The sequence below is a fragment of the Nitrosomonas sp. ANs5 genome (genome assembly GCF_050584665.1).
Lineage (GTDB): Bacteria > Pseudomonadota > Gammaproteobacteria > Burkholderiales > Nitrosomonadaceae > Nitrosomonas.
The window spans coordinates 1-19344 of sequence record NZ_JBEUDO010000052.1 but is presented as its reverse complement, the minus strand read 5'-3'; the positions used below and the strand labels follow the sequence as shown (position 1 = coordinate 19344).

The window sequence follows — 19344 nt, the reverse complement described above, 5'->3', positions numbered from 1 at the left end:
CCATAGCTACGGCTATGACTGCGGTTTGCGCCTAGCCTGGCAGGCGAATCCATCGATTTTATTTGTAAGCTAATTGACGGAACCGAGTACTAGCTTGCAATATTCCGCATGTTTTTTCGCACAATAGCCAGGAGTGAATGGTTGTGTGTGCCTGTTTTGCAGAGTAATGATACGTCTCGGCAGGCACATTCAGTATTGCAGTCTTTCTCTTGAAAGCTGCACGTTAAAGCCTGCCGAGCTGAGATTTTATAGTGTGTGAGTACAGGTGGTTGATCGCAAAAAGCCGGGATTATTGAATTAGCCTTGTAACCAGGAGTGTGCCTTGCCATGATCTTATCGAGAGACCGGTTGCGGTTTTTGCTGTCAAGGGTTCGTGAGCGGTTGTGGGTAAAGCCCCTCTTGATTTGCCTGTTGTCTATCCTTGGGGTATTTTTAGCCAGACTCACGGATGCGATTCCGCTTGTACAGTATGTTGCCATCATCATCAATGTGGACACGATCGCGGCTTTGCTTTCAATCATGGCTTCCAGTATGTTGGTTATCGCCACGTTTGCAGTGGCAGCGATGGTGTCGGCCTATGCCTCGGCAAGCAACACTGCCTCGCCACGCAGCTTTTCGCTAGTGATCGCTGACGATGTATCACAGAATGCGCTTTCAACTTTCATTGGTGCATTTATATTCAGCATTGTCTCGCTGGCGGCTGTGAAGAACAACTATTTCGAGGAAGACGGTCTTTTTGCTCTTTTTCTCCTGATGGTATTGGTATTTGCGTTGGTGATTGTGACTTTTGTCCGCTGGGTGGACCGCATAGCGCGCCTGGGGCGCATGGGATCGACCATTGACAAGGTCGAGCAGGTGACGGCGGAGGCACTGACGCGGCTGCGGAATGCGCCATTACTGGGTGGCGTGCCGATAGCTACACAGCCCATTGCGGGAGAGCCGGTCTATGCGACCGAGGTGGGTTACCTGCAGCAGGTGGATGTTGCCGCGCTCCAGGCCTATGCTGAGCAGATAGAGGGGCGGGTGGTCGTGATGGCTCTGCCAGGTGCGTTTGTCACGCCCAGCCGGGCATTGGTATATGTCTATACCGGCAGTGGCGCGTCAGCTGACAGGCATCACAGGCAAGTGGCCGAAGCTTTCCAGCTTGGCAGTACCCGTCTTTTCAATGATGATCCGCGGTTTGGACTGATCGTCTTGTCTGAAATTGCAAGTCATGCGTTATCACCTGCCGTCAATGATCCTGGTACGGCAATCGATGTTATTGGCAGGTTGGTAAGACTGTTTGTGTGCTGGAGCGGACAGATCGGGGAAAGTGATGCTGAAGAACCGCTATATGACCGGGTAAGCGTGCCAGCGATTTCGGTCCATGACATGTTTGATGATGCCTTTACGGCGATAGCCCGGGATGGTGCGGCGCTGGTCGAAGTTGCGGTGCGTCTGCAAAAAGCATTTCATGCGCTGGCCATGGAGAATGACACTGACTTACGGCAAGCGGCTAAACAGCACTCGCGGTTAGCGTTGAAGCGCGCGGAGCAGGCGATCACGCTGGCAGAAGATCGCGCGCGAGTGCGCAGGGCAGCCAAGTGGTGAGGCAAAATACTCAACCTGGGTAAGTTTCGGGGTGAAAAGATAATCCTCTGTCAGACGGCATGGATTCATTCGGATGTCTGTAAAGCGTAATCCTTTGCGGGTGCTATCTGGACGCCTTCATGGCGGGTAACCGCTTCCTTGATATCCAGAAAGAAATGTTCTTCACCGAGATAATGGATGATGTCCGCGCGTTTTAGCAGATCGCGCACAGGCCCGATGACGCCTGTCAGATAAAGCGTAATGCCGCGTTCTTTATAATCGTCGATCACTTCCTTCAGTGCATGTATGCCACTGGTATCTATCGATGACATGCTGGCCGCGTCAATAATGACCGATTTCAGCGGAGCTTTTTTTTCTTCCTCAAGCTTTTGCAATATTTCTTTGAAGTATTCGACATTGGCGAAATACAGTTGCGAATCGAATCGGAGGATCAACAAATCGTCGTGCTGTATGACTTGCGGGAATCGTTTGATATTGCGATAAGTATTGGTGTCGGGCAATCGGCCGAGTACAGCAACATGCGGCCGAGTGCTGCGATACACTACCATCACCAGCGATAACACCACCCCTGTCGCAATGCCTTCTTCGATACCGATCAGCAGAGTAGCGAAGAAGGTCACCGCAAACATGGCAAAATCTTCACGCTTGGTATGCCAGAGAAATTTCATTTCCTTAATGTCGATCAACCCAAATACCGCCACCAATATGATAGCAGCGAGTATTGCATTCGGCAGATTGGAAAACAAGGGCGTCAGAAAGAGCAAGGTGATGCCGATCAGTGCTGCACTGATGATGGCGGCAAGCCCTGTTTTTGCGCCGGCCTGATCATTGACAGCCGTACGCGAGAAACCGCCCGTCACCGGAAAAGATTGAAAGAACGCGCCGCCAATATTGGCGGCACCTAGGCCGATAAGCTCCTGATTCGAATCTAGTTTGTAATTCCGATGCCGTTGGGCCATGGCCTTGGCGACGGCAATCGACTCCATGAAGCTGACCAATGAAATAGCAAGGGCTATGGGGAGCAGGGCATGCATGCTGTCGACATCGATATCGATCTTGGTGAATGCCGGCAAGCCATCAGGGACATCCCCGACGATGCGTACCCCTTGTTCGCCCAACCCGAACAACCAGACGACGAGAATTCCGAGTACGACCACAAACAATTGTGCAGGAAAATTTTTCTTCCATTTTTTCAACAACAGAATACCCGCGATGCTTGAACCGCCCAACAACAATGTCGGGATATTGACAGCCTCGAGCTCATGTATTGCAAGCGATACAATTTCGTGGATTTGGTTGGTCTGAGGCAAGGGAATGCCGAGCAAATGTTGAAGTTGACTGAAAGCGATAATGATCGCGGCTGCGGAGGTAAAGCCGGTAATGACCGGATGGGATAGAAAATTGACGAGAAATCCCATGCGTAGGAGGCCCATACTGAGCTGTATCATTCCCACCATGAATGCCAGCAGGATGGCATATGCGATATAGGCATCCGTCCCGGGTTCGGCAATCGTGCCGACACCTGCGGCAACCATCAATGCGACCATTGCAACCGGGCCCACCGCGAGTTGTCGTGAAGTGCCAAATAACGCATACAGGAACAGCGGAACCAGGGACGCATACAACCCGTAAATGGGTGGGAGACCGGCCAGCATCGCATAGGCCATGCCTTGCGGGATGAGCATGACGCCAACAGTTAAACCTGCTGATATATCTCCGCGCAGGTTCGCCTGGTCGTAATTGGGTAACCAAGACAACAGAGGGATGAAGTTTTTCATTTTCTTTTTCACCTTAATGCCAAAAGTGTGCGGAACGATTATTGGTGATAATTACCTGGTTCTACAGATCAGGTGTCTATTTCTGTACGCTGTATTGATTTGTCTGTCAATGAATTATTCATTTCGCCTTATCCCGGTCTGGCTGCGCCGGTGGTGGGTATGACAGCCTGACAGCTTGCTGATTGGCGCATAACCTGTTTGACAATCCATTTGACTTTGCGTAGATTGATTTTTGTACACTCGCCTGAAAGATCGGATAGGCGGTAGCGGTTACCGGCCTGTATCCGTCATTCAATTGCCAATCTGCCTGAGCGAACGGAGGGGCGATGCAACCATTGGATACCATGCAATCACTCCATCAGTGGATGGTGGAGCGGCGACGAATGTTTCACCGCCATCCAGAGCTCGCCTTTGAGGAGGCTGATACCGCTCGTATGATCATGGCAGAACTCGAGCAATTGGGCATTCCCTATGAATACGGTGGCGTCGGTGGCGGTGTGGTGGGCCGGCTGGCGGTACCGGATGCCGATGCGCCGACCATAGCTTTGCGGGCGGAAATGGACGCATTGCCTGGCAGCGAAGCCACTGGCCTGCCATTCTCTTCCACCATTGAAGGCAAGATGCACGCCTGTGGCCACGATGCCCATATGGCCATGCTGCTGGGGGCGGCCGCGTTGCTGAAACGGGATCCGCCTCCCTGTCATGTATTATTGGTATTTCAACCGGCCGAGGAGAGGGGCGGCGGTGCCAGAGTGGTACTGAAGTCGGGCGCCTTCAAGGGCGTGAAAGCCATTTTTGGCGGTCATGTCACACACCATTACCGGTTGGGCGAGATTATGGTGGCCAGTGGTGTGATTACCGCGCAATCAGATCGTTTTTCGATTCGTATCCGGGGGCGTGGCGGGCACGGGGCGAGACCTCACGAAGCAGTCGACGCCGTGATTGTTGTTGGTCTGCTTATCACCACCCTACAGACATTGGTATCCCGGGAAATTAATCCGATTTTCCCTTCAGTGATCACTATCGGTACCGTGCGTGCGGGCAGCGCGCCCAACGTCATTGCCGAGACCGCCGAGCTGGAAGGCTCCATCCGTACCACCTTGCCGGAAGTGCGTGAGCATATCCATGCCGGTATCAAGCGCATGGCGAAAGCGCTGGAAATACTGCACAACGCCAAAATCGAGGTAGATATTCAGGAAGGTTACCCGCCGGTAGTGAATACCGAGCAGGAAAGCCGCATCGCCTACCGGGCTGCCGAGCGGATTGTGGGGCATGCCGGGATGATGACAATGGATTATCCCAGCATGGGGTCGGAAGATTTTTCCTATTATCTGGAAAAAATTCCGGGATGCTATGTCCGGCTTGGCGCACGTAAATCGGAGCATGAATACATCCCGTTGCACAGTCCTGATTTCGATATCCATGAGGGTGTGCTGGAGGTGGGCGCCAAGTATTTTGCTGAGGTGGTGCGCGAGGCGGCACATACCTACTCGCAATGACCACGCTCGATTTCATTGCTTCAGAGCCTTTTACCCTGGGGGTGGAGCTGGAATTGCAACTCCTCGATCAGCATTCCCTTGACCTGGTCGATGGCATCATCCCGCTGCTTGAGATCTACCCGGACAACCTCTACATCAAACCCGAGTTCATTCAAAATACCGTCGAGATTGCTACCAGAATCTGTAAGAACGCGACCGAAGTCGAGGCGGATTTGCAGCGTATTGCGCTGGGACTCAGGGAGAATGCCTTGCAAATGGGCATGCGCCTGTGTGGCGCTGGCACCCATCCCTTTTGCCAGCGCCAGGCGACGATCACACCTTTGCCCCGCTACCAGATGATGGAGCGGGAGGGTGGCTACATCAGCCACAATCAGATTACCTACGCCACCCATGTGCATGTTGGTATGGCATCCGGTGAAGATGCCATCTATGTCATGCGTCATCTCAAATCTTTTCTGCCGCTGTTGATTGCGGTTTCCGCCAACTCACCCTACTGGCGCGGCTGCGAGAGCGATTTTGCTTCATACCGGCATCGGATCCTGTCAGCTTCCCGCAGTTATGGTATTCCTCCTTCCTTCGAGAGCTGGCAGCAGTTCGACGAGTTTTTTGCCACTGTTTCTCAGGCCGGTGTATTCAACCATATTCGTGATATCCACTGGGATATCCGGCCTTGTCCCTATTATGGGACAGTCGAAGTGAGAGTGATGGATGCCCAGACGACCATTGCCGAAGCGGCATCGCTCGCTGCACTTGTCCATGTGCTGGCGGTTTATCTCCTGCGACAAAGAGAGACTTCTTGGTCTGCAGCTTGCACGGTCCCGGCACTGCCCTGGTGGTTGGAAAAGGAGAACCACTATCAGGCGACCCGGCTGGGAATTGGTGCCAATTTTGTCTATTCACCCCTGGGGGAAGTCAAACCACTGCGCACGGTTTGGCTTGAGTTGTGCCGGGACTTGATGGCGGTAGCCGCGGAACTGGGTGAAGCGGATTATCTCGAGCAGCTGAATCGCCGGGTGATCGGCAATGGCATCGGTTATATCCGGCAGCGCGATATTTTCCAGGGAGCGGGTTCATTGTTCGACGTGGTGGCTGCGCTAGTTGGTCAATTCGACCATGGGCTGGAGACCATTTTGACTGATTGTCAGGGTTCGTTGGTCATGCCAAAAGGCTCGCGGAGGTGACCGTGCCGCCGCCAAGATCGCTTGGTCAATGATCAGGTGCAATACAACTGTAAAATACGTGCGTTTTCGATCCCAAATTCGTAACGAGGAGAAATAGTGTCTGATCTCAAAGATCCAAGAGTGTTGTTTGCGGCGGAGCGTACCTTGCTGGCCTGGAACAGGACGAGTCTTTCATTAATCGCTTTTGGTTTTATCGTCGAGCGCGCCGGCCTACTGATGGAAGCCATTGCCCCCGACAGCGTGCATGCTGCCCAGGTTGCTTTGACATTCTGGGTAGGCATATTTTTCATCGCTTTGGGCTGTTTTGCTTCAGCCTTTTCCGCCCGTCAGTACTCGATCGTGCTGCGTACATTGAAACCAGTCGAGTTTCCACCGGGTTATGCAGCCAGATGGGGGCTTGGCGTCAATAGCATAATTGCTGTACTGGGCTTGTTTCTCATCATCATCCTGGTAATCGGATATATGCACTGAAAGTTTCCCGGGTAATGGGTGGGCGGGGAAACAAAAGCATGAATGTTGCGGCAGGTTGTACCAGGATGGTTGTCAGTTTGAGCATCATGCATGAAACATGCCGGCGTTCAAATCCAATTGCCAGTCGAGGTGATCAGCCAGTAGTAAAAGAAGAAGCGGGGAATCCGGAATGATATCGCGGCTGCGAGCACGGTAATCCAATGCAATTCCATCATGCCCGCTGTCCAGCAAGTGACCGAAAATGGGAAGGGCGTGATCGATCCGATCACAACGGCCCAGAACCCGTAGCGGCGGATGAACTCGCGATGTTCCGCTTTGAAATCACCAAAAGTGCGTTTAACGAATTCAAAACGTCCCAGCCAGCGGCCAATACCCCAGCCGAGCATGCCGGCAAGGCAGGAAATCATGCCGAGTATCAGTACATAAGACTGCCATTGTTCGGCCAGCGGACTCTTGGCGATGACCAATAGCAGGATATCCGGCGGGAAGGGTGTGATCAGCGTATCCGTTACCAGCAGGATCAGGCCGAGGCCGAAGAAGCCGATTTTGTCAACAACCCAGGTGGTGGTCATTGTCAACTCATTCTCGAGCCAATACCCAAGCGCCAAGGTGACGAGAATAAACACCACAACCGCGATAACAGCTTTGATCAGGTTGTCACCGATCATGCATGACCCTCCATTTGGAATCCCGGGGAAATATTGATTGCCTCATCATTGTGCAAAGCTATTGACGAGGCAATGATTATCGCCGCTCCCGGGATATCGATCGAAAAATATATTGATTGGAAATTGGCCACCATATTACTTGCAGTGCTAACCAGCCAGATGATAGCTTGATTGAGAAAAACTTGTTTTTATAGATTGCCTGCCTTGGGTTCAGCCGTCGTGCTACCGGCCGCTGTCAGTCCAAGCCGGTTCATATTTCTTGCACAATTTCTCAAGACAATCATCCGGAAGCATGACTGTGCATTCGATGGGTGCCCGGCACTGCAGCGTGGGGTACTTTGCGAACAGGCCTGCCAAAGGCAAGCTGTCAGCAGGCATGCAGTATAACAAGCGCAAGTAAACGGTCAACTGAACTGGTTTGCAGGAACATGTTATGCCCGGCACAACTGGGTTTTGTATGCAAAATGAGTATTACGCCATGTCCATCCGGATCAAATTATTTCTAACTTTCCTGCTGACGACTTTACTGGTGGTGCTGGGGATGCATGTGTTTACCCGCTGGTCGCTCGAAAAAGGATTCACCGAATTTGTTGAGCAAAGACAGCAGGAGCGGTTGGATAAAATTCTCGATGTGCTGGCAGAACACTACGCCCACAATCAGGGCTGGCAGAATCTGGCCGGAAACAAGCGCAACTGGATTGCATTGCTCTGGCATGCTGACCCGCACCGTCATCATCCGCCGGTATGGGTGATCGAACAGGCTCAACAGGAGCCCGAGCAATCGTGGCCACCTGCCAGCCTGCCTGAAAATAGCAGAAAAAGATGGACGCCGTTCGGTTTGCGCGTGATGTTGCTGGATGCCGACCGAACAATCCTGTTCGGGCGGGAAGCGTTGCTGTCCCAGGCAGATTTATACCCTATCCGGCATGATCAGAAAACTGTCGGCTTCCTGGGCCTGTTACCCGGCAAGCCGGTCATACAAGCCAGCGATATTTATTTTATGGAACGGCAGACCAATTTATTCTTCTGGGTCGCTTTGGTTATGGTGCTGCTCTCTGCCTTAATTGCCTGGTTTCTGGCCTATCATCTCGGTCGGCCGCTGAAACGCATCACAGCGGCGACGAGAAAGCTGGCTGCAGGCGATTATGCGGCCAGGCTGCCAGTCGAATCGAGCGACGAGATGGGTCAGCTGGCACGCAATTTTAATGACATGGCCGCCGCCCTGGAGCAGGCCGAGCAAAGCCGCAGGCGTTGGGTGGCGGATATTTCGCATGAACTGCGCACACCGCTGGCAGTATTGCGAGGCGAGCTGGAAGCGATCATGGACGAAGTGCGTCCGTTGACTGCCGAGGCGATCAAGTCGCTGTCAGGCGATGTCATGCGTCTCAACCGTTTGACCGAAGATCTTTATCAACTGTCGTTGTCGGATCAAGGTGCTTTGAGTTATCGGAAGATCGTGCTTGATCCAGTGCCGATATTGCAGGAAGACCTTGCTGCATTCATGCATGATTTTACCAACAAGCACATCAGCGTCAATTGGATCAATCGCCTGACCAGGCCCTTATCGATCAATGCCGACCCCGATCGCTTATCACAACTGTTCCGCAATCTGCTGACGAACAGTCTCAATCACACCGATCCGGGCGGGCAAGTGGCAATCACGATTCAGCGCCTGGCGGATAAGCTGGTGATCCAGCTGGCTGACAGCAGCCCCGGCGTATCCAGGCAGGATATCCAGCATTTGTTCGATCGTTTCTACCGTGTGGATGCCTCACGTAACCGGCATCTGGGGGGTGCCGGTCTGGGACTGGCCATTTGCAGCAATATTGTCAAGGCGCATGAGGGCACGCTGCAGGCATCTCCTTCCGCACTCGGTGGTCTGGCGATGATTGTTTCCCTGCCGATCGTGCCATGAACCGCATTCTGATCGTCGAGGACGAACCCAAACTGGCGCAACTGGAAGCGGATTACCTGCGTCATGCCGGAATGGAAACCCACTGCTTGAGTGATGGCCTGGCTGTCGTCCCCTGGTTGAAGGACAACATGGTTGATCTGGTGTTGCTTGATCTGATGGTGCCGGGCCGGGATGGGCTCGATATTTGCCGCGACATTCGCCGTTTCAGTCAGGTGCCGATTATCATTGTGACCGCGCGGATTGAAGAGGTTGACCGCCTGCTTGGCCTGGAAATGGGTGCCGATGATTATATTTGCAAGCCCTTCAGCCCGAGGGAAATGGTCGCCCGCGTAAAGGCTGTCTTGCGCAGATTGCAGCCGGCCACCATAAACGCCACCGAGCAGGCAATCGGGCTTTGCCCGCAAAGCTTCAAGGTACAGTACGAAGGGCGGGAGGTTGAATTGACAACAGTGGAATTCCAGCTGTTCCATACACTGTATCAGCAACCGGGGCGCATTTTTTCACGTTCCAAACTCATGGACTTGATTTACCAGGACCAACGGATCGTTTCCGATCGGACCATCGACAGCCATATCAAGAAATTGAGAAAGAAACTGAGCGAGCTGCTGCCGGATAAGGAAATCATTCATTCCGTTTATGGTGCGGGCTATCGCTATGACCCGCAGCAAGGCGAATAGCGTGGCTGGAATAGGGGGTTATTCCTGGACTTGATGCACCGCTTTATTTCTCCGCAGCAGATTGCGGATGTCCTCAACGACCAAATACAAGGATGGAATCAGCACCAGGGTGATCAATGTTGCGAACACGATTCCGAAACCGATCGAAATCGCCATCGGAATCAGCATTCTGGCTTGCCGGGAGGTTTCCAGGATCATCGGCATCAACCCGCAGAAAGTGGTCAGCGTGGTTAGCAGTATCGGCCTGAAGCGTTGAATACTGGCGGTCTTGATGATTTGCAGCGGTGATTCGAGACTGCCAGCGCGCAGCGTGTTCGCATAATTGATCAACACCAGCGAATCGTTGACAACGATACCAGACAGCGCAACGATGCCCAGCATGCTGAGAATGCTGAGATCGAATCCCATCAGCAGATGGCCGAAAATCGCGCCAATGATGCCAAAAGGAATGCTGACGATGACGATCAAAGGCAGGATGTAGCTGCGGAACGGAATGGCCAGCATGGTATAAATTGCCAGCAATGCCAGCACGAAGCTGAGCTTGAGACTGTTCATGCTGTCCGCCATTTCGGCCTGTCTTCCCTGGAAGCTGTATTGCAGGCCTGGAAATGCTTCTTTCAGGCGGGGTAATTCGGTAGCTTCCAGGTCATTCAGGATTTCACCGGCTTTGCTGCGTGGTGTGACGCCCGATTTGACTTGAACGTTGCGGCGGCCATCACGGCGGTTGATTTCGGTATAGGCCCGCCCCCGTTCAATGCGCACGGCTTCGGTGAGCGGGATTTCAACACCCGCCGGCGTCCACAGCATCAGGTTCTCGACGTTTTGTACCGACATGCGTTCCGCCTGGGGCAATCTGACCATGATTTTGATTTCATTGCGTCCCCGTTGCTGGCGTAGTACCTCGGCGCCAAAAAAGGCGTTGCGAATCTGGCGTGCGACATTCTCGGCTGTCAGTCCAAGACTGCGGCCTGCTGGCAGCAGTGTAAAGTCCAGCTGTTCCTTGCCGCTGGCAAAGCCGCTCGATACATCGTTGACAATCGGATAGGCGCTCAGTGCATCGGCCAGTTGCTGGCTGGCCTGTTCCAATACGCTGATATCCCGATGATTCAATTCAATCGTGATCGCAGCGCCCGAGCCCGGTCCCCCGGCATCCGATTCGAACAGAATCGATTCGATGCCGGGAATATCACCGGTCATTTCACGCCAACGATCGCTGAATTGCTCGGTACTCATGATTTTCTCGCGTATCTCCGGCGGTGCCAGATAGGCCTGGACGCGGGCCAGATGGCTGCCGAGCGTTCTTTGGTTATCGGAGGTGCCGATTTCGGCAAAAATACCGGTCAGCAGTTGATCGCCGCCGGGCGTGTTGTCTGCCACACGCCGTGCGGTTGCCGACAGATAACTGGCGATGGCCTCGGTTTTGGCAACCGGCGTCCCGAATGGCATGACCAGAGTGACCTGGGCATAGTCGGACTCGATCTTGGGAAACAGTGTCATGCCCATACGCCCGCTGATCGCGTAGGAAAGCGTTGCAATCAATAAGGCGAAGGCGGCGATTACGGTCAAATAGCGATGTTTCAGCGCCAGTTCGAGGAAAGGACCATAGCCATGATGGGTCCAATGTCTGAAGCCATGGCTGAATTTTTGCTGCTGATGGTGTATCCAGGCCCGGATCCCATGTCGTTTCATCGGCTGCAGGCGACTCAAGTGGTTCGGCAGAACGAACAGGCTCTCCACCAGTGATAGCAGGAAGACTGTGATGACGACCAGCGGAATCATGTAAAAGATTTTGCCCATGATGCCGGGTATGAACAGCAACGGCATGAAAGTGGCAATATTGGTCAGAATGCTGAAGGTGATCGGCATTGCCATTTCGCGCGCGCCCCTGATCGCGGCATCGATCGCTGTCAGGCCTTCCTGCCGGTAGTGATAGATATTCTCACCGATAATGATCGCGTCATCGACTACAATCCCCAGCGCGATGATGAACGCGAACAGCGTAATCATGTTCAGGCTGACCCCAATGCCAGGCAGAACCAGGAAGGAGCCGAGAAAAGCGATCGGGATGCCCATCATGACCCAGAACGCCAGCCGCAACTCCAGAAATAGCGCCAGCATGATGAACACCAGAGACAGGCCCAGTGCGCTGTTGCGCAACAACAGATCGATGCGCTGCGAATATTCCACTGATCGGTCACGACGGATTTCTGCGGTGATCCCGTCGGGAAGTTCGGGACCGATTTGTTCAATCATGCGTTTGACGGATTCAGAGATCTGAATTGGCGTTTGTTCTCCGACGCTGAAAACCTGAATCATGACCGCTGGTTTGTTATTGAACGTCGCGTAATAATCGCTCTCATCGTAACCGTCGTTGACGCGGGCAATATCGCCTAGCTTGATCTGGCTACCGTCTGCTGTGGTGACGATCGGCAGATGCGCGAATTGCCGCCCATATTCACGCCGCTCCTTGACGCGTATCAGAATTTCGCCGCTGTCGGTTTTGACGCTGCCGCTTGGCAGGTCGATACTGGCAGCGGTGATGCGTTGTGCGATCTCGCCCAGCGACAGCCGGTAGCGCCGCAGTTCTTCCTGGGAAACCTCAATCGCAATTTCCATCGGCTTGATGCCGCTCAGGTCGATCTGGGTAATACCCGGATCTTGCAGCAGTTGATCCCGAAACTGTTCGGCCAGTTCGTGCAGCACGTTTTCCTGAGCATTGCCGTACAGAACAATCGATATCACCTCGCGCCTGCGGGCGGATACGGCCACTTGCGGTTTTTCAGCATCGAGCGGGAAGGTCGTGATGCGGTCAACTTCCCTCTGGATTTCCTGCACCAACCTTTGCATGTTGGTGCCTCTCAGTGCATCGACGATGACAGTGCCGACATCTTCCTGGGCCGAAGAATTGATTTGATCGATGCCTTCAAGTCCGCCAATGGCATCTTCTATCGCCAGAATAATCCCGCTTTCGATTTCCTCCGGGCTGGCTCCGGGGTATGCGACACTGATGCTGACAGTATCGATTTCAAACTCGGGAAATACTTCCTGTCGCATGCCGAGCAGAAATAAAAAGCCCCCAATCAGAAATACAGCCATTGCCAGGTTGGCGGCAACGGTATGACCAGCCATCCAGGCGATCGGGCCTGCATGTTTCGAATTTTGTGCGGTGGGTATCATGGTTGCCTGGTGGTCGGGTTGAGCGGCTCCGGTTCATGCGTGCGTAACCGCATGTTTTGAACCGGAGCGGGCAAATTGCTGCTGACGATGCGGGGCTGGGCCGGCAGTGCTGCCGCACTCAGATAGACGAAACCTTGCTCGTTCCAGAGCGGTTCGACGGTGACGATATCCAGCCTGTTTTGTTCGGTCATCAGCCACAGCTGATTGCCATCATGCAGCATGGTTTCAGGAAGTGGCAGCACATTGTTGAGCGTCTTTCCGGCTATCGCGACCTGTACCAGCGTGCCCAGTATCAAGCGTGGCGCGGTTTTGTTGGCGGGCTTGAGTCCCAGCGGGTCTTCCACTTCGACAATTAGCTTGGCCATGCGGCCTTCCGGTTCCACGCCGGGCTTGAGCCGCTTGACCTTGCCAGTCCTGAAAGCGCCTGCGCCCCAGACCTGTTCGTAACTGAGGGTCACGGCAGCACTCTGTTCGCCGTTGAAGCCTGGAATATCGATCCAGTTCAATTTGTTGAGCGGTATCGAGACATCGATCCAGAAAGTATCGGTCGCAACCAGCTGCACCAGCGGTGTACCAGTTGAGAAAGTCGATACCCAGGAACCGATGTTGGCGTTGCGTTCGCTGACGACTGCATTGAAAGGTGCGATGGTACGCGTGCGCTGCAGGCTCAGCCGGGCCTGCTCGAGCGCTGCCTGGGCGGCATCCAGTGCCGATTTGGAAGCTTCCAGATGGGGTTTGCGTTGCACCAGTTCCTTTGCCAGCTCGTCCAGTTCTTCGCCGAGCAACTGGTATTCACGTTGCGCGATCGCCTGCTGACCCAGTTCCAGTTTCAAATTGAATTTGGCCCGCACCAGGTCGTCCTGCGCCTGGCGCAGACGTAATTTGTAATCGGTTGGATCGAGCCTGACGATTTCCTCGCCTTTCTTCAATAAGCCGCCCTCAATGAAATTCTCGCTGACCGACATGACCATGCCATCCACTTGCGAATTGAGATTAACGCTTTGTGAAGCGATCACATTGCCCAGTGCGAAGACCGTCACCTGGTGATCGATAGCGTCCGGTGTGATCACTTCGACCAGCGGGGCAGGGACAGTCACGGGTTTGCGTTCGGCTCTGGGTTTGTTGGTCAGCCAGTAATATGACAGTGAGCCGGCTACGGCAATGATTGATAGCGACAGGAACAGGACGAATAGCTTTTTAAGAAACTTAATCATTATTGATTATTCTGATTGCTGAGGGTTGTGCGAGCGGCCATCCGCCTGCCAGCGAACGGTAGAGCTGGATCCTGAAATCGACCAGTTCACGTTCGGCGCGAATCAATGTGCGCTCCATCGCCTGCAAACTGTTCAGGGTCGAGAGCACGCGCAGAAAGTCGAAAACGCCATAGGCGGAACGGATGCGAATATTGTCGTTGGCTTCGCTCAGATAACGCAGCTGCTGTTTCAGACTATCCAGGCGCTCGCGTTGCCGTGTTTCCTGGGCGAGGGCATTCTCAACTTCCGCAAGCGATTGCAGCACGCTTTGTCCGTATAGATTGAGCGCTTCTTCCGTTACCGCTCTGGTCCGCTCGACTTCGGCAACCCGTCGTCCGCCATCGACCAGTGGCAGCACCAGATTGCCAGCAAGCGTCGCAATCCAGTTGTTGAAGAAAGCCTGAAGATCGGGAGCGGTGGTGTCGAGGCTGGTGGACAGGCCAATGCGCGGGAAACGATCGGCCACTGCGGCGGCAACTCTGAGATTGGCGGCCTGCAAACGGTGATAGGCTCGGCGTACATCCGGGCGGCGTTGAATCAGGTTTGCGGTCAAACCGGTTTCGGGCAGGTCGGTGAGATCGGGAAAATGCTCGCTGACCATGATTTCCAGCGCGCCTGGTGCTTCTCCGGTCAATACTGCCAGGCGGTTCTTCAGGACATCGATATTGGCGCGCACGGTATAGCGGTCACCGATCACACCTTCCAGCAATTGGCGTTGCTGGAACACGTCAGCGGCGGTCGCCTGCCCGCCCCGGAACCGGACTTCAACCAGATCGGCATATTCCTCGTTGATGACTATCTGATTATTGAGCAAATTAAGCTGCTTCTGCTGCTCGATCAATTGATACCAGGTGTGCGCGATTTCAGCCGACAAAGCGATTGCGGCGGTATGGATATCCTGTTCGACAGCCCTGACGTCCTGTTCGGCGGCATACCTGCCGGCCCGGATCCGGCCCCAAAGATCAAGCTCATAGCTGGCAACCAGGCCCAGTGAAAAGTTGTCGAAAGTCGACGAGCCGGTCGCTGCATCATCGCTCATGATTCGGCTCACGCCGGATGTCGCGTTAATGGCAGGAATCAACTCGGAACCCGCCCTGCGGGCAATCGCCTGGGCCTGCTTGAGCCGTTCGAAAGCGGCGCTCAGGTTGAAATTCTGCTGCAGTGCCGTGTCAATCAGACGGTTCAATGCCGGGTCGTTAAAATCCTGCCACCAGCGATCCTGTAACGTTTCCTTGCCGCTGATCGAGAACGATGTGGGCAATGTCACCGGTACGTTGAATTCCTTGGGCTTGATGCTGCATGCGCTGAGCAGGCAAAGCAATAGTACGGCCGGATATTTCAACAGGGCCATGGATTGTCTCCATGTCCGTGTTCGAGCCGGTCGCGCAATGCGTGGATGGCGGCGAGCGAAAAGCCTATGACATGTTCGGCATAGGCTGCCGAATCGTCAAGTTCCGGGCAGGTTTTCATGGCCGGATAATTATTTTGAATATGTTTGATTCTCAGTAAATGAAAACACTGACCGATGATGCTGGCGTGGCAATAATGAATAGTTTGGTCGTTCGCTTCAGACCCCAGACATTCCTTGATCAGTGCAAGCATCGCCAGGCGCTGCGGATTGATTTCCTTTTCCAGAATTTCCGGGAGCAATGCGGTCGGTTGAGCCATTTCCTTATTGATGATTGCAAAAAAATGCGAATCATCGGTGGCGATCCGGGCGATCAATGAGCGGATACGGCCTGCCAGGCGTTGTTCGGGCGGGGCATCGGCTGCAATGCCGCCATCCGGCGGATGCATTGCAAGATCCTGATGAAAAGCATAGCGCCAGGCTTCAAGATAAAGGCTTTGCTTGTCGCGGAAATAGTAATTGACCGCAGCGATATTGGTTTGCGCTTGTTTGCAGATTTCCGCAATCGTTGTTTCCTGGAAGCCCTTTTCAGCAAAAATTCGGCTGGCTGCAGCGATGAGTCGCATCCTGGTTTTGGAAGGTTTTAGTGGTGAATGAGACATCATGGCCTATTTTCAAACAAAGGATTCAAATATATATTTAAATTGTCTGTTAGACAAATGCACATTGCCATTCGAAGCGTGCCGGTCAGACCGGGCAATGATTGCTGGCTGAGGCTTGATTGAATGGATAGGACGATGCCGGTGATCGATACGTTCCGTTACAACTTCTTCAGAACTATAGCTGGATGATGGGACTCTGACTTTCAATGGTTGACGGTCGCCGCGACAGATCCAGATCCCCGGTGGAACGAGGCAACTCGGCCCGCGGGGATTTTAATCCAGTTCTATCGTGATTGCGTAGCGGCAGCGCCAACTTTCACATTTTTTTCACAATCGTTGCAAAATGTTTACGCATTTGCTGCGTAAAGTTGTTTGCAAGCGCAGCCAGAATGCTGCGCCGATAAACACGATCGATTCACTCATTAACCAGGAGACTCAATTATGAACGCTAAAATACTTGGTATCGTATTTGCCTTGGTTCTTCCCTTGTCGGCCGTCGCATACGCCAGCGAGAAAGACGATCATCAACAGTATCGGGCGAAGAAGATGGAGCGGCTCGAAAAGGAACTGTCGTTGACCGAGGATCAGAAAGCCCAAATGGAAGCACTCTTCAAACAACAGAAACAGAAATTCAAGGCAATCCGTGAGGAAACCCAATCAGAGCTGCAAACGATATTGACGCCCGAGCAGTTTTCCAAATTGGAAGAAATGAAGCAGCGCCGTTACGAGAAATGGCGTGAAAAACATCAGGCACGCAAGCAGGAGAAAGTGGAATCCTCCGAGTAAACCCAGCCTGATCCCGCAACGGCTACCATATGGGTGGCCGCTGCGTGTCATCCTTCTATGCAGGGTGCGTTCACGCAACCTGAATCAAGACATATTAGAAATGTATCAATCTGGTAGCTGAATCGCTATTCAGCGGCTTCACCGCCCATTGCATCAATCAGATCGGGCAACAATTGCTTGAGTTCTTCGGTCATCAGAAAGAAGTTACTAGCAAACTGTTCTTCGGCCGATTCGGCAGGTTCCTCGTTGATATCCAGCAAAGTCAGCCGTTTTACCTGCAGATTCTCATCCAGCACAAAAGAGATCCTGTCTTCCCAGACCATGGCCAGCTTGGTCACTTCCTTGCCGGTGCCGACATGCTTGGCGATTTCCTGTGGATCGAGGGGGTGCCGGGTATAGCTCACCGAGACTTTCTTGTCATCCCTGCTCCGGAATACGCTATCGCTATCAACCGAAAATGCAGCAGGCGGCTCATCGCCCGATAACCACCGCGTCATGGCCGATGTCGGTGACAAGGTCGTCCGGATGCGCCGCAGCGCGATGCTTGGCATCGATTTGAGCAAAGCTTCCGTCAATCCATCCGCCTTGGCGATATTGGCGCTATCGATAACAAACCAGCCGTCAACCGGATCGATCCATGCATAATTGGCCTGGCGGACAGTGAATGCGCGCGCCAGCAATTCGTAATAGGCGGCTTCCTTGATTTCTTTTTTCTGTTTGCGGCCGGGTGCGAATCCCTGCCGCGCTTCCATTTCCTGCGCTCGGGTCTGGGCCAGCTGGTTGACGACCGAAGCCGGCAATAATCTTTTCTCTGTTCCGAGTGCAATCAGCATTTGCTGTCCGCGCGCATAGACCAGCTGGTCTTTTTCAATGCCGGGTGGCACCCAGCCCTGGCTCTGCATTTCCGTGCTGAGACAAGCCTGTAGCGGACGCTTGGATAACAATTCCTCCAGTTCGGCAGGCGTGACTTGCCAGTCAGTAAAACGATATATTTGTAAATTCTTGAACCACATGTCGTATGAATCGGAGCGTTGATTTGTTAGGGGATGGATGGCTAAATGAGAAATCTGGACTCAATCATCTAACCGCTCATAGGGTCCAGATACTGTTGCCAAGTGAAGCGTCTGTAGCCGGATGTGTATTCTATCGGTTCATGGCTCATCGTAAAAGAATTGACTTGCAGGGGGCGTCTCAGAAAACGGAAACAATCTTACGCTAAACCGGTTGCAGCGGCCATCGTTGTTTGAATTTCCCTGTACCGATCTTGGCGCTGCATATGGTTTTGCGTGGAATGGCCTTGTGCCCGATTGGAGCATGCCTTGATCGGACAAGCTATTCGCATCGATACTCGATATTTGTCATAACCGATGGGAGTGCATCTTTGAATCGTCTGACTCTCGAACGCCGACAGGTATGGATTTATCTGTCAGCCATCATTGGCGGCTTGCTGGTAGGCAGCGTCTGGCCCGGCATTGCACCATACTTCGAAATGCTGCTATGGCCTGTGTTGGTATGCCTTCTGTATGTGACCTTTGCGCAGGTGCCGCTACTGCATTTGCGTGAGGCTTTCCGCGACCATCGCTTTGTTGCTGCGATGCTGGTGGGCAACTTCATTGCCTTGCCCCTGCTGGCCTGGGCGCTCATTCAATGGCTGCCTGCCGATGCCGCCATACGCCTTGGGGTGCTGTTGGTTTTGCTGGTGCCATGTACTGACTGGTTCATTACTTTCAGCCAGCTGGGTGGTGGGAATGTGCCTGGCGCCATCGCTGTCACGCCGTTAAACCTGTTGTTGCAGCTCCTACTTTTGCCGGTCTATCTCTGGCTCATGCTCGGTACCCATCTGGCAATTACGCTAAGCTTCACCGAAATATGGCCCGCCCTGCTTGTCGTTATCGTGCCGTTGATCGCAGCAGTCGTATCGGAACGGTGGATTGAGGCCCGGCCAGCCCGTGTGAAACTGCGTGAACGGCTGGCCTGGTGGTCAGTGCCACTGCTGGCCCTGGTTGTTTTTCTGATCGCAGGGGCGCAAGTCAATGCCGTAAGCGAAGCCCTGAGCCTCTTCCCGGTCATCGTGCCGTTATTCGTGGCATTCCTGCTATTGGCTGCTTTGATTGCCAAGGGGTTAGCCAGATGGATGGTATTGCCAACCGATCAGGGGCGCACACTGGCATTCAGTCTGGGTACCCGCAATTCGTTTGTCGTTTTGCCGCTCGCTTTGTTGCTGCCTGCCGGCTGGGAGATCGCTGCCGTGGTGGTTATAGTGCAGTCTCTGGTTGAACTCTTCGGGATGGCATTCTACCTATGGTGGGTACCACGCAAACTCTTCCGCTAGGCTGTCC

General features: G+C 53.5%; 15 protein-coding genes. 8 read left to right on the top strand and 7 right to left on the bottom strand.

The window, feature by feature from the left end; all coding sequences use genetic code 11:
• Positions 1-327 precede the first annotated feature (327 nt).
• On the top strand, positions 328-1590 hold the full coding sequence (locus tag ABTW62_RS11375; RefSeq protein ID WP_430904699.1) for a DUF2254 domain-containing protein: 1263 nt from the start codon (positions 328-330) through the stop codon (positions 1588-1590).
• 65 nt (positions 1591-1655) lie between these two features.
• On the opposite strand, the gene ABTW62_RS11370 is transcribed toward ABTW62_RS11375, so the two are convergent.
• Positions 1656-3368, bottom strand: coding sequence for a SulP family inorganic anion transporter (locus tag ABTW62_RS11370; RefSeq protein ID WP_430904698.1), 1713 nt, complete (start codon positions 3366-3368; stop codon positions 1656-1658).
• 326 nt (positions 3369-3694) lie between these two features.
• Between ABTW62_RS11370 and ABTW62_RS11365 the strand changes: the two genes are divergently transcribed.
• The 3 genes from ABTW62_RS11365 to ABTW62_RS11355 all read left to right on the top strand — a co-directional run bounded on the left by ABTW62_RS11365 (position 3695) and on the right by ABTW62_RS11355 (position 6519).
• Positions 3695-4867 (top strand): M20 metallopeptidase family protein, encoded by a 1173-nt coding sequence (locus tag ABTW62_RS11365; protein ID WP_430904697.1) that lies wholly within the window; start codon positions 3695-3697, stop codon positions 4865-4867.
• Complete coding sequence (locus ABTW62_RS11360) at positions 4864-6048, top strand: carboxylate-amine ligase (RefSeq protein WP_430904696.1); 1185 nt, start codon at positions 4864-4866, stop codon at positions 6046-6048. Before ABTW62_RS11365 ends, ABTW62_RS11360 begins: the two co-directional genes overlap by 4 nt.
• A 96-nt stretch (positions 6049-6144) precedes the next feature.
• A complete protein-coding gene (locus ABTW62_RS11355; protein ID WP_430904695.1) occupies positions 6145-6519 on the top strand; it encodes a YidH family protein in 375 nt (124 codons plus the stop codon).
• A gap of 107 nt (positions 6520-6626) precedes the next feature.
• On the opposite strand, the gene ABTW62_RS11350 is transcribed toward ABTW62_RS11355, so the two are convergent.
• Positions 6627-7187 carry a YqaA family protein gene (locus ABTW62_RS11350; protein ID WP_430904694.1) on the bottom strand — a complete coding sequence of 187 codons (561 nt, stop codon included), beginning with the start codon at positions 7185-7187 and terminating at the stop codon, positions 6627-6629.
• Between the two features lie 457 nt (positions 7188-7644).
• Between ABTW62_RS11350 and ABTW62_RS11345 the strand changes: the two genes are divergently transcribed.
• Both ABTW62_RS11345 and ABTW62_RS11340 read left to right on the top strand, forming a co-directional pair.
• Positions 7645-9102: an ATP-binding protein gene (locus ABTW62_RS11345; protein WP_430904693.1), complete on the top strand. Its 1458-nt coding sequence runs from the start codon at positions 7645-7647 to the stop codon at positions 9100-9102.
• Positions 9099-9779 carry a response regulator gene (locus ABTW62_RS11340; protein WP_430904692.1) on the top strand — a complete coding sequence of 227 codons (681 nt, stop codon included), beginning with the start codon at positions 9099-9101 and terminating at the stop codon, positions 9777-9779. Before ABTW62_RS11345 ends, ABTW62_RS11340 begins: the two co-directional genes overlap by 4 nt.
• 18 nt (positions 9780-9797) lie before the next feature.
• Here ABTW62_RS11340 and ABTW62_RS11335 read toward each other — a convergent pair whose 3' ends face one another.
• Genes ABTW62_RS11335 through ABTW62_RS11320 form a run of 4 tightly spaced genes read right to left on the bottom strand, consistent with a single transcriptional unit; the run spans position 9798 to position 16219 of the window.
• Positions 9798-12956, bottom strand: coding sequence for an efflux RND transporter permease subunit (locus ABTW62_RS11335; RefSeq protein ID WP_430904691.1), 3159 nt, complete (start codon positions 12954-12956; stop codon positions 9798-9800).
• A complete protein-coding gene (locus ABTW62_RS11330) occupies positions 12953-14170 on the bottom strand; it encodes an efflux RND transporter periplasmic adaptor subunit (protein ID WP_430904690.1) in 1218 nt (405 codons plus the stop codon). The genes ABTW62_RS11335 and ABTW62_RS11330 overlap by 4 nt, the downstream gene beginning before the upstream one ends.
• Positions 14163-15560, bottom strand: a complete 1398-nt coding sequence (locus ABTW62_RS11325; RefSeq protein ID WP_430904689.1) for an efflux transporter outer membrane subunit — start codon at positions 15558-15560, stop codon at positions 14163-14165. The genes ABTW62_RS11330 and ABTW62_RS11325 overlap by 8 nt, the downstream gene beginning before the upstream one ends.
• Complete coding sequence (locus ABTW62_RS11320) at positions 15548-16219, bottom strand: CerR family C-terminal domain-containing protein (protein ID WP_430904688.1); 672 nt, start codon at positions 16217-16219, stop codon at positions 15548-15550. The genes ABTW62_RS11325 and ABTW62_RS11320 overlap by 13 nt, the downstream gene beginning before the upstream one ends.
• 441 nt (positions 16220-16660) lie before the next feature.
• Here ABTW62_RS11320 and ABTW62_RS11315 point away from each other — a divergent pair, with 441 nt between their 5' ends.
• Positions 16661-17005, top strand: coding sequence for a Spy/CpxP family protein refolding chaperone (locus ABTW62_RS11315; RefSeq protein ID WP_430904687.1), 345 nt, complete (start codon positions 16661-16663; stop codon positions 17003-17005).
• Between the two features lie 125 nt (positions 17006-17130).
• Here the strand turns inward: ABTW62_RS11315 and ABTW62_RS11310 are convergent, their stop codons facing one another.
• Positions 17131-18018: a recombination-associated protein RdgC gene (locus ABTW62_RS11310; protein ID WP_430904686.1), complete on the bottom strand. Its 888-nt coding sequence runs from the start codon at positions 18016-18018 to the stop codon at positions 17131-17133.
• Between the two features lie 368 nt (positions 18019-18386).
• On the opposite strand from ABTW62_RS11310, the gene ABTW62_RS11305 reads away from it, so the two are divergent.
• Positions 18387-19337, top strand: coding sequence for an arsenic resistance protein (locus tag ABTW62_RS11305; RefSeq protein WP_430904685.1), 951 nt, complete (start codon positions 18387-18389; stop codon positions 19335-19337).
• Positions 19338-19344 lie beyond the last annotated feature (7 nt).

What these genes read in the sequence shown, in the direction of transcription:
- ABTW62_RS11325 (WP_430904689.1), bottom strand. Translation starts at nt 15,560, where the DNA reads ATGGCCCTGTTGAAATATCCGGCCGTACTATTGCTTTGCCTGCTCAGC.
- ABTW62_RS11375 (WP_430904699.1), top strand. Translation starts at nt 328, where the DNA reads ATGATCTTATCGAGAGACCGGTTGCGGTTTTTGCTGTCAAGGGTTCGT.
- ABTW62_RS11345 (WP_430904693.1), top strand. Translation starts at nt 7,645, where the DNA reads ATGCAAAATGAGTATTACGCCATGTCCATCCGGATCAAATTATTTCTA.
- ABTW62_RS11330 (WP_430904690.1), bottom strand. Translation starts at nt 14,170, where the DNA reads ATGATTAAGTTTCTTAAAAAGCTATTCGTCCTGTTCCTGTCGCTATCA.
- ABTW62_RS11335 (WP_430904691.1), bottom strand. Translation starts at nt 12,956, where the DNA reads ATGATACCCACCGCACAAAATTCGAAACATGCAGGCCCGATCGCCTGG.
- ABTW62_RS11360 (WP_430904696.1), top strand. Translation starts at nt 4,864, where the DNA reads ATGACCACGCTCGATTTCATTGCTTCAGAGCCTTTTACCCTGGGGGTG.
- ABTW62_RS11340 (WP_430904692.1), top strand. Translation starts at nt 9,099, where the DNA reads ATGAACCGCATTCTGATCGTCGAGGACGAACCCAAACTGGCGCAACTG.
- ABTW62_RS11315 (WP_430904687.1), top strand. Translation starts at nt 16,661, where the DNA reads ATGAACGCTAAAATACTTGGTATCGTATTTGCCTTGGTTCTTCCCTTG.
- ABTW62_RS11365 (WP_430904697.1), top strand. Translation starts at nt 3,695, where the DNA reads ATGCAACCATTGGATACCATGCAATCACTCCATCAGTGGATGGTGGAG.
- ABTW62_RS11370 (WP_430904698.1), bottom strand. Translation starts at nt 3,368, where the DNA reads ATGAAAAACTTCATCCCTCTGTTGTCTTGGTTACCCAATTACGACCAG.
- ABTW62_RS11310 (WP_430904686.1), bottom strand. Translation starts at nt 18,018, where the DNA reads ATGTGGTTCAAGAATTTACAAATATATCGTTTTACTGACTGGCAAGTC.
- ABTW62_RS11350 (WP_430904694.1), bottom strand. Translation starts at nt 7,187, where the DNA reads ATGATCGGTGACAACCTGATCAAAGCTGTTATCGCGGTTGTGGTGTTT.
- ABTW62_RS11320 (WP_430904688.1), bottom strand. Translation starts at nt 16,219, where the DNA reads ATGTCTCATTCACCACTAAAACCTTCCAAAACCAGGATGCGACTCATC.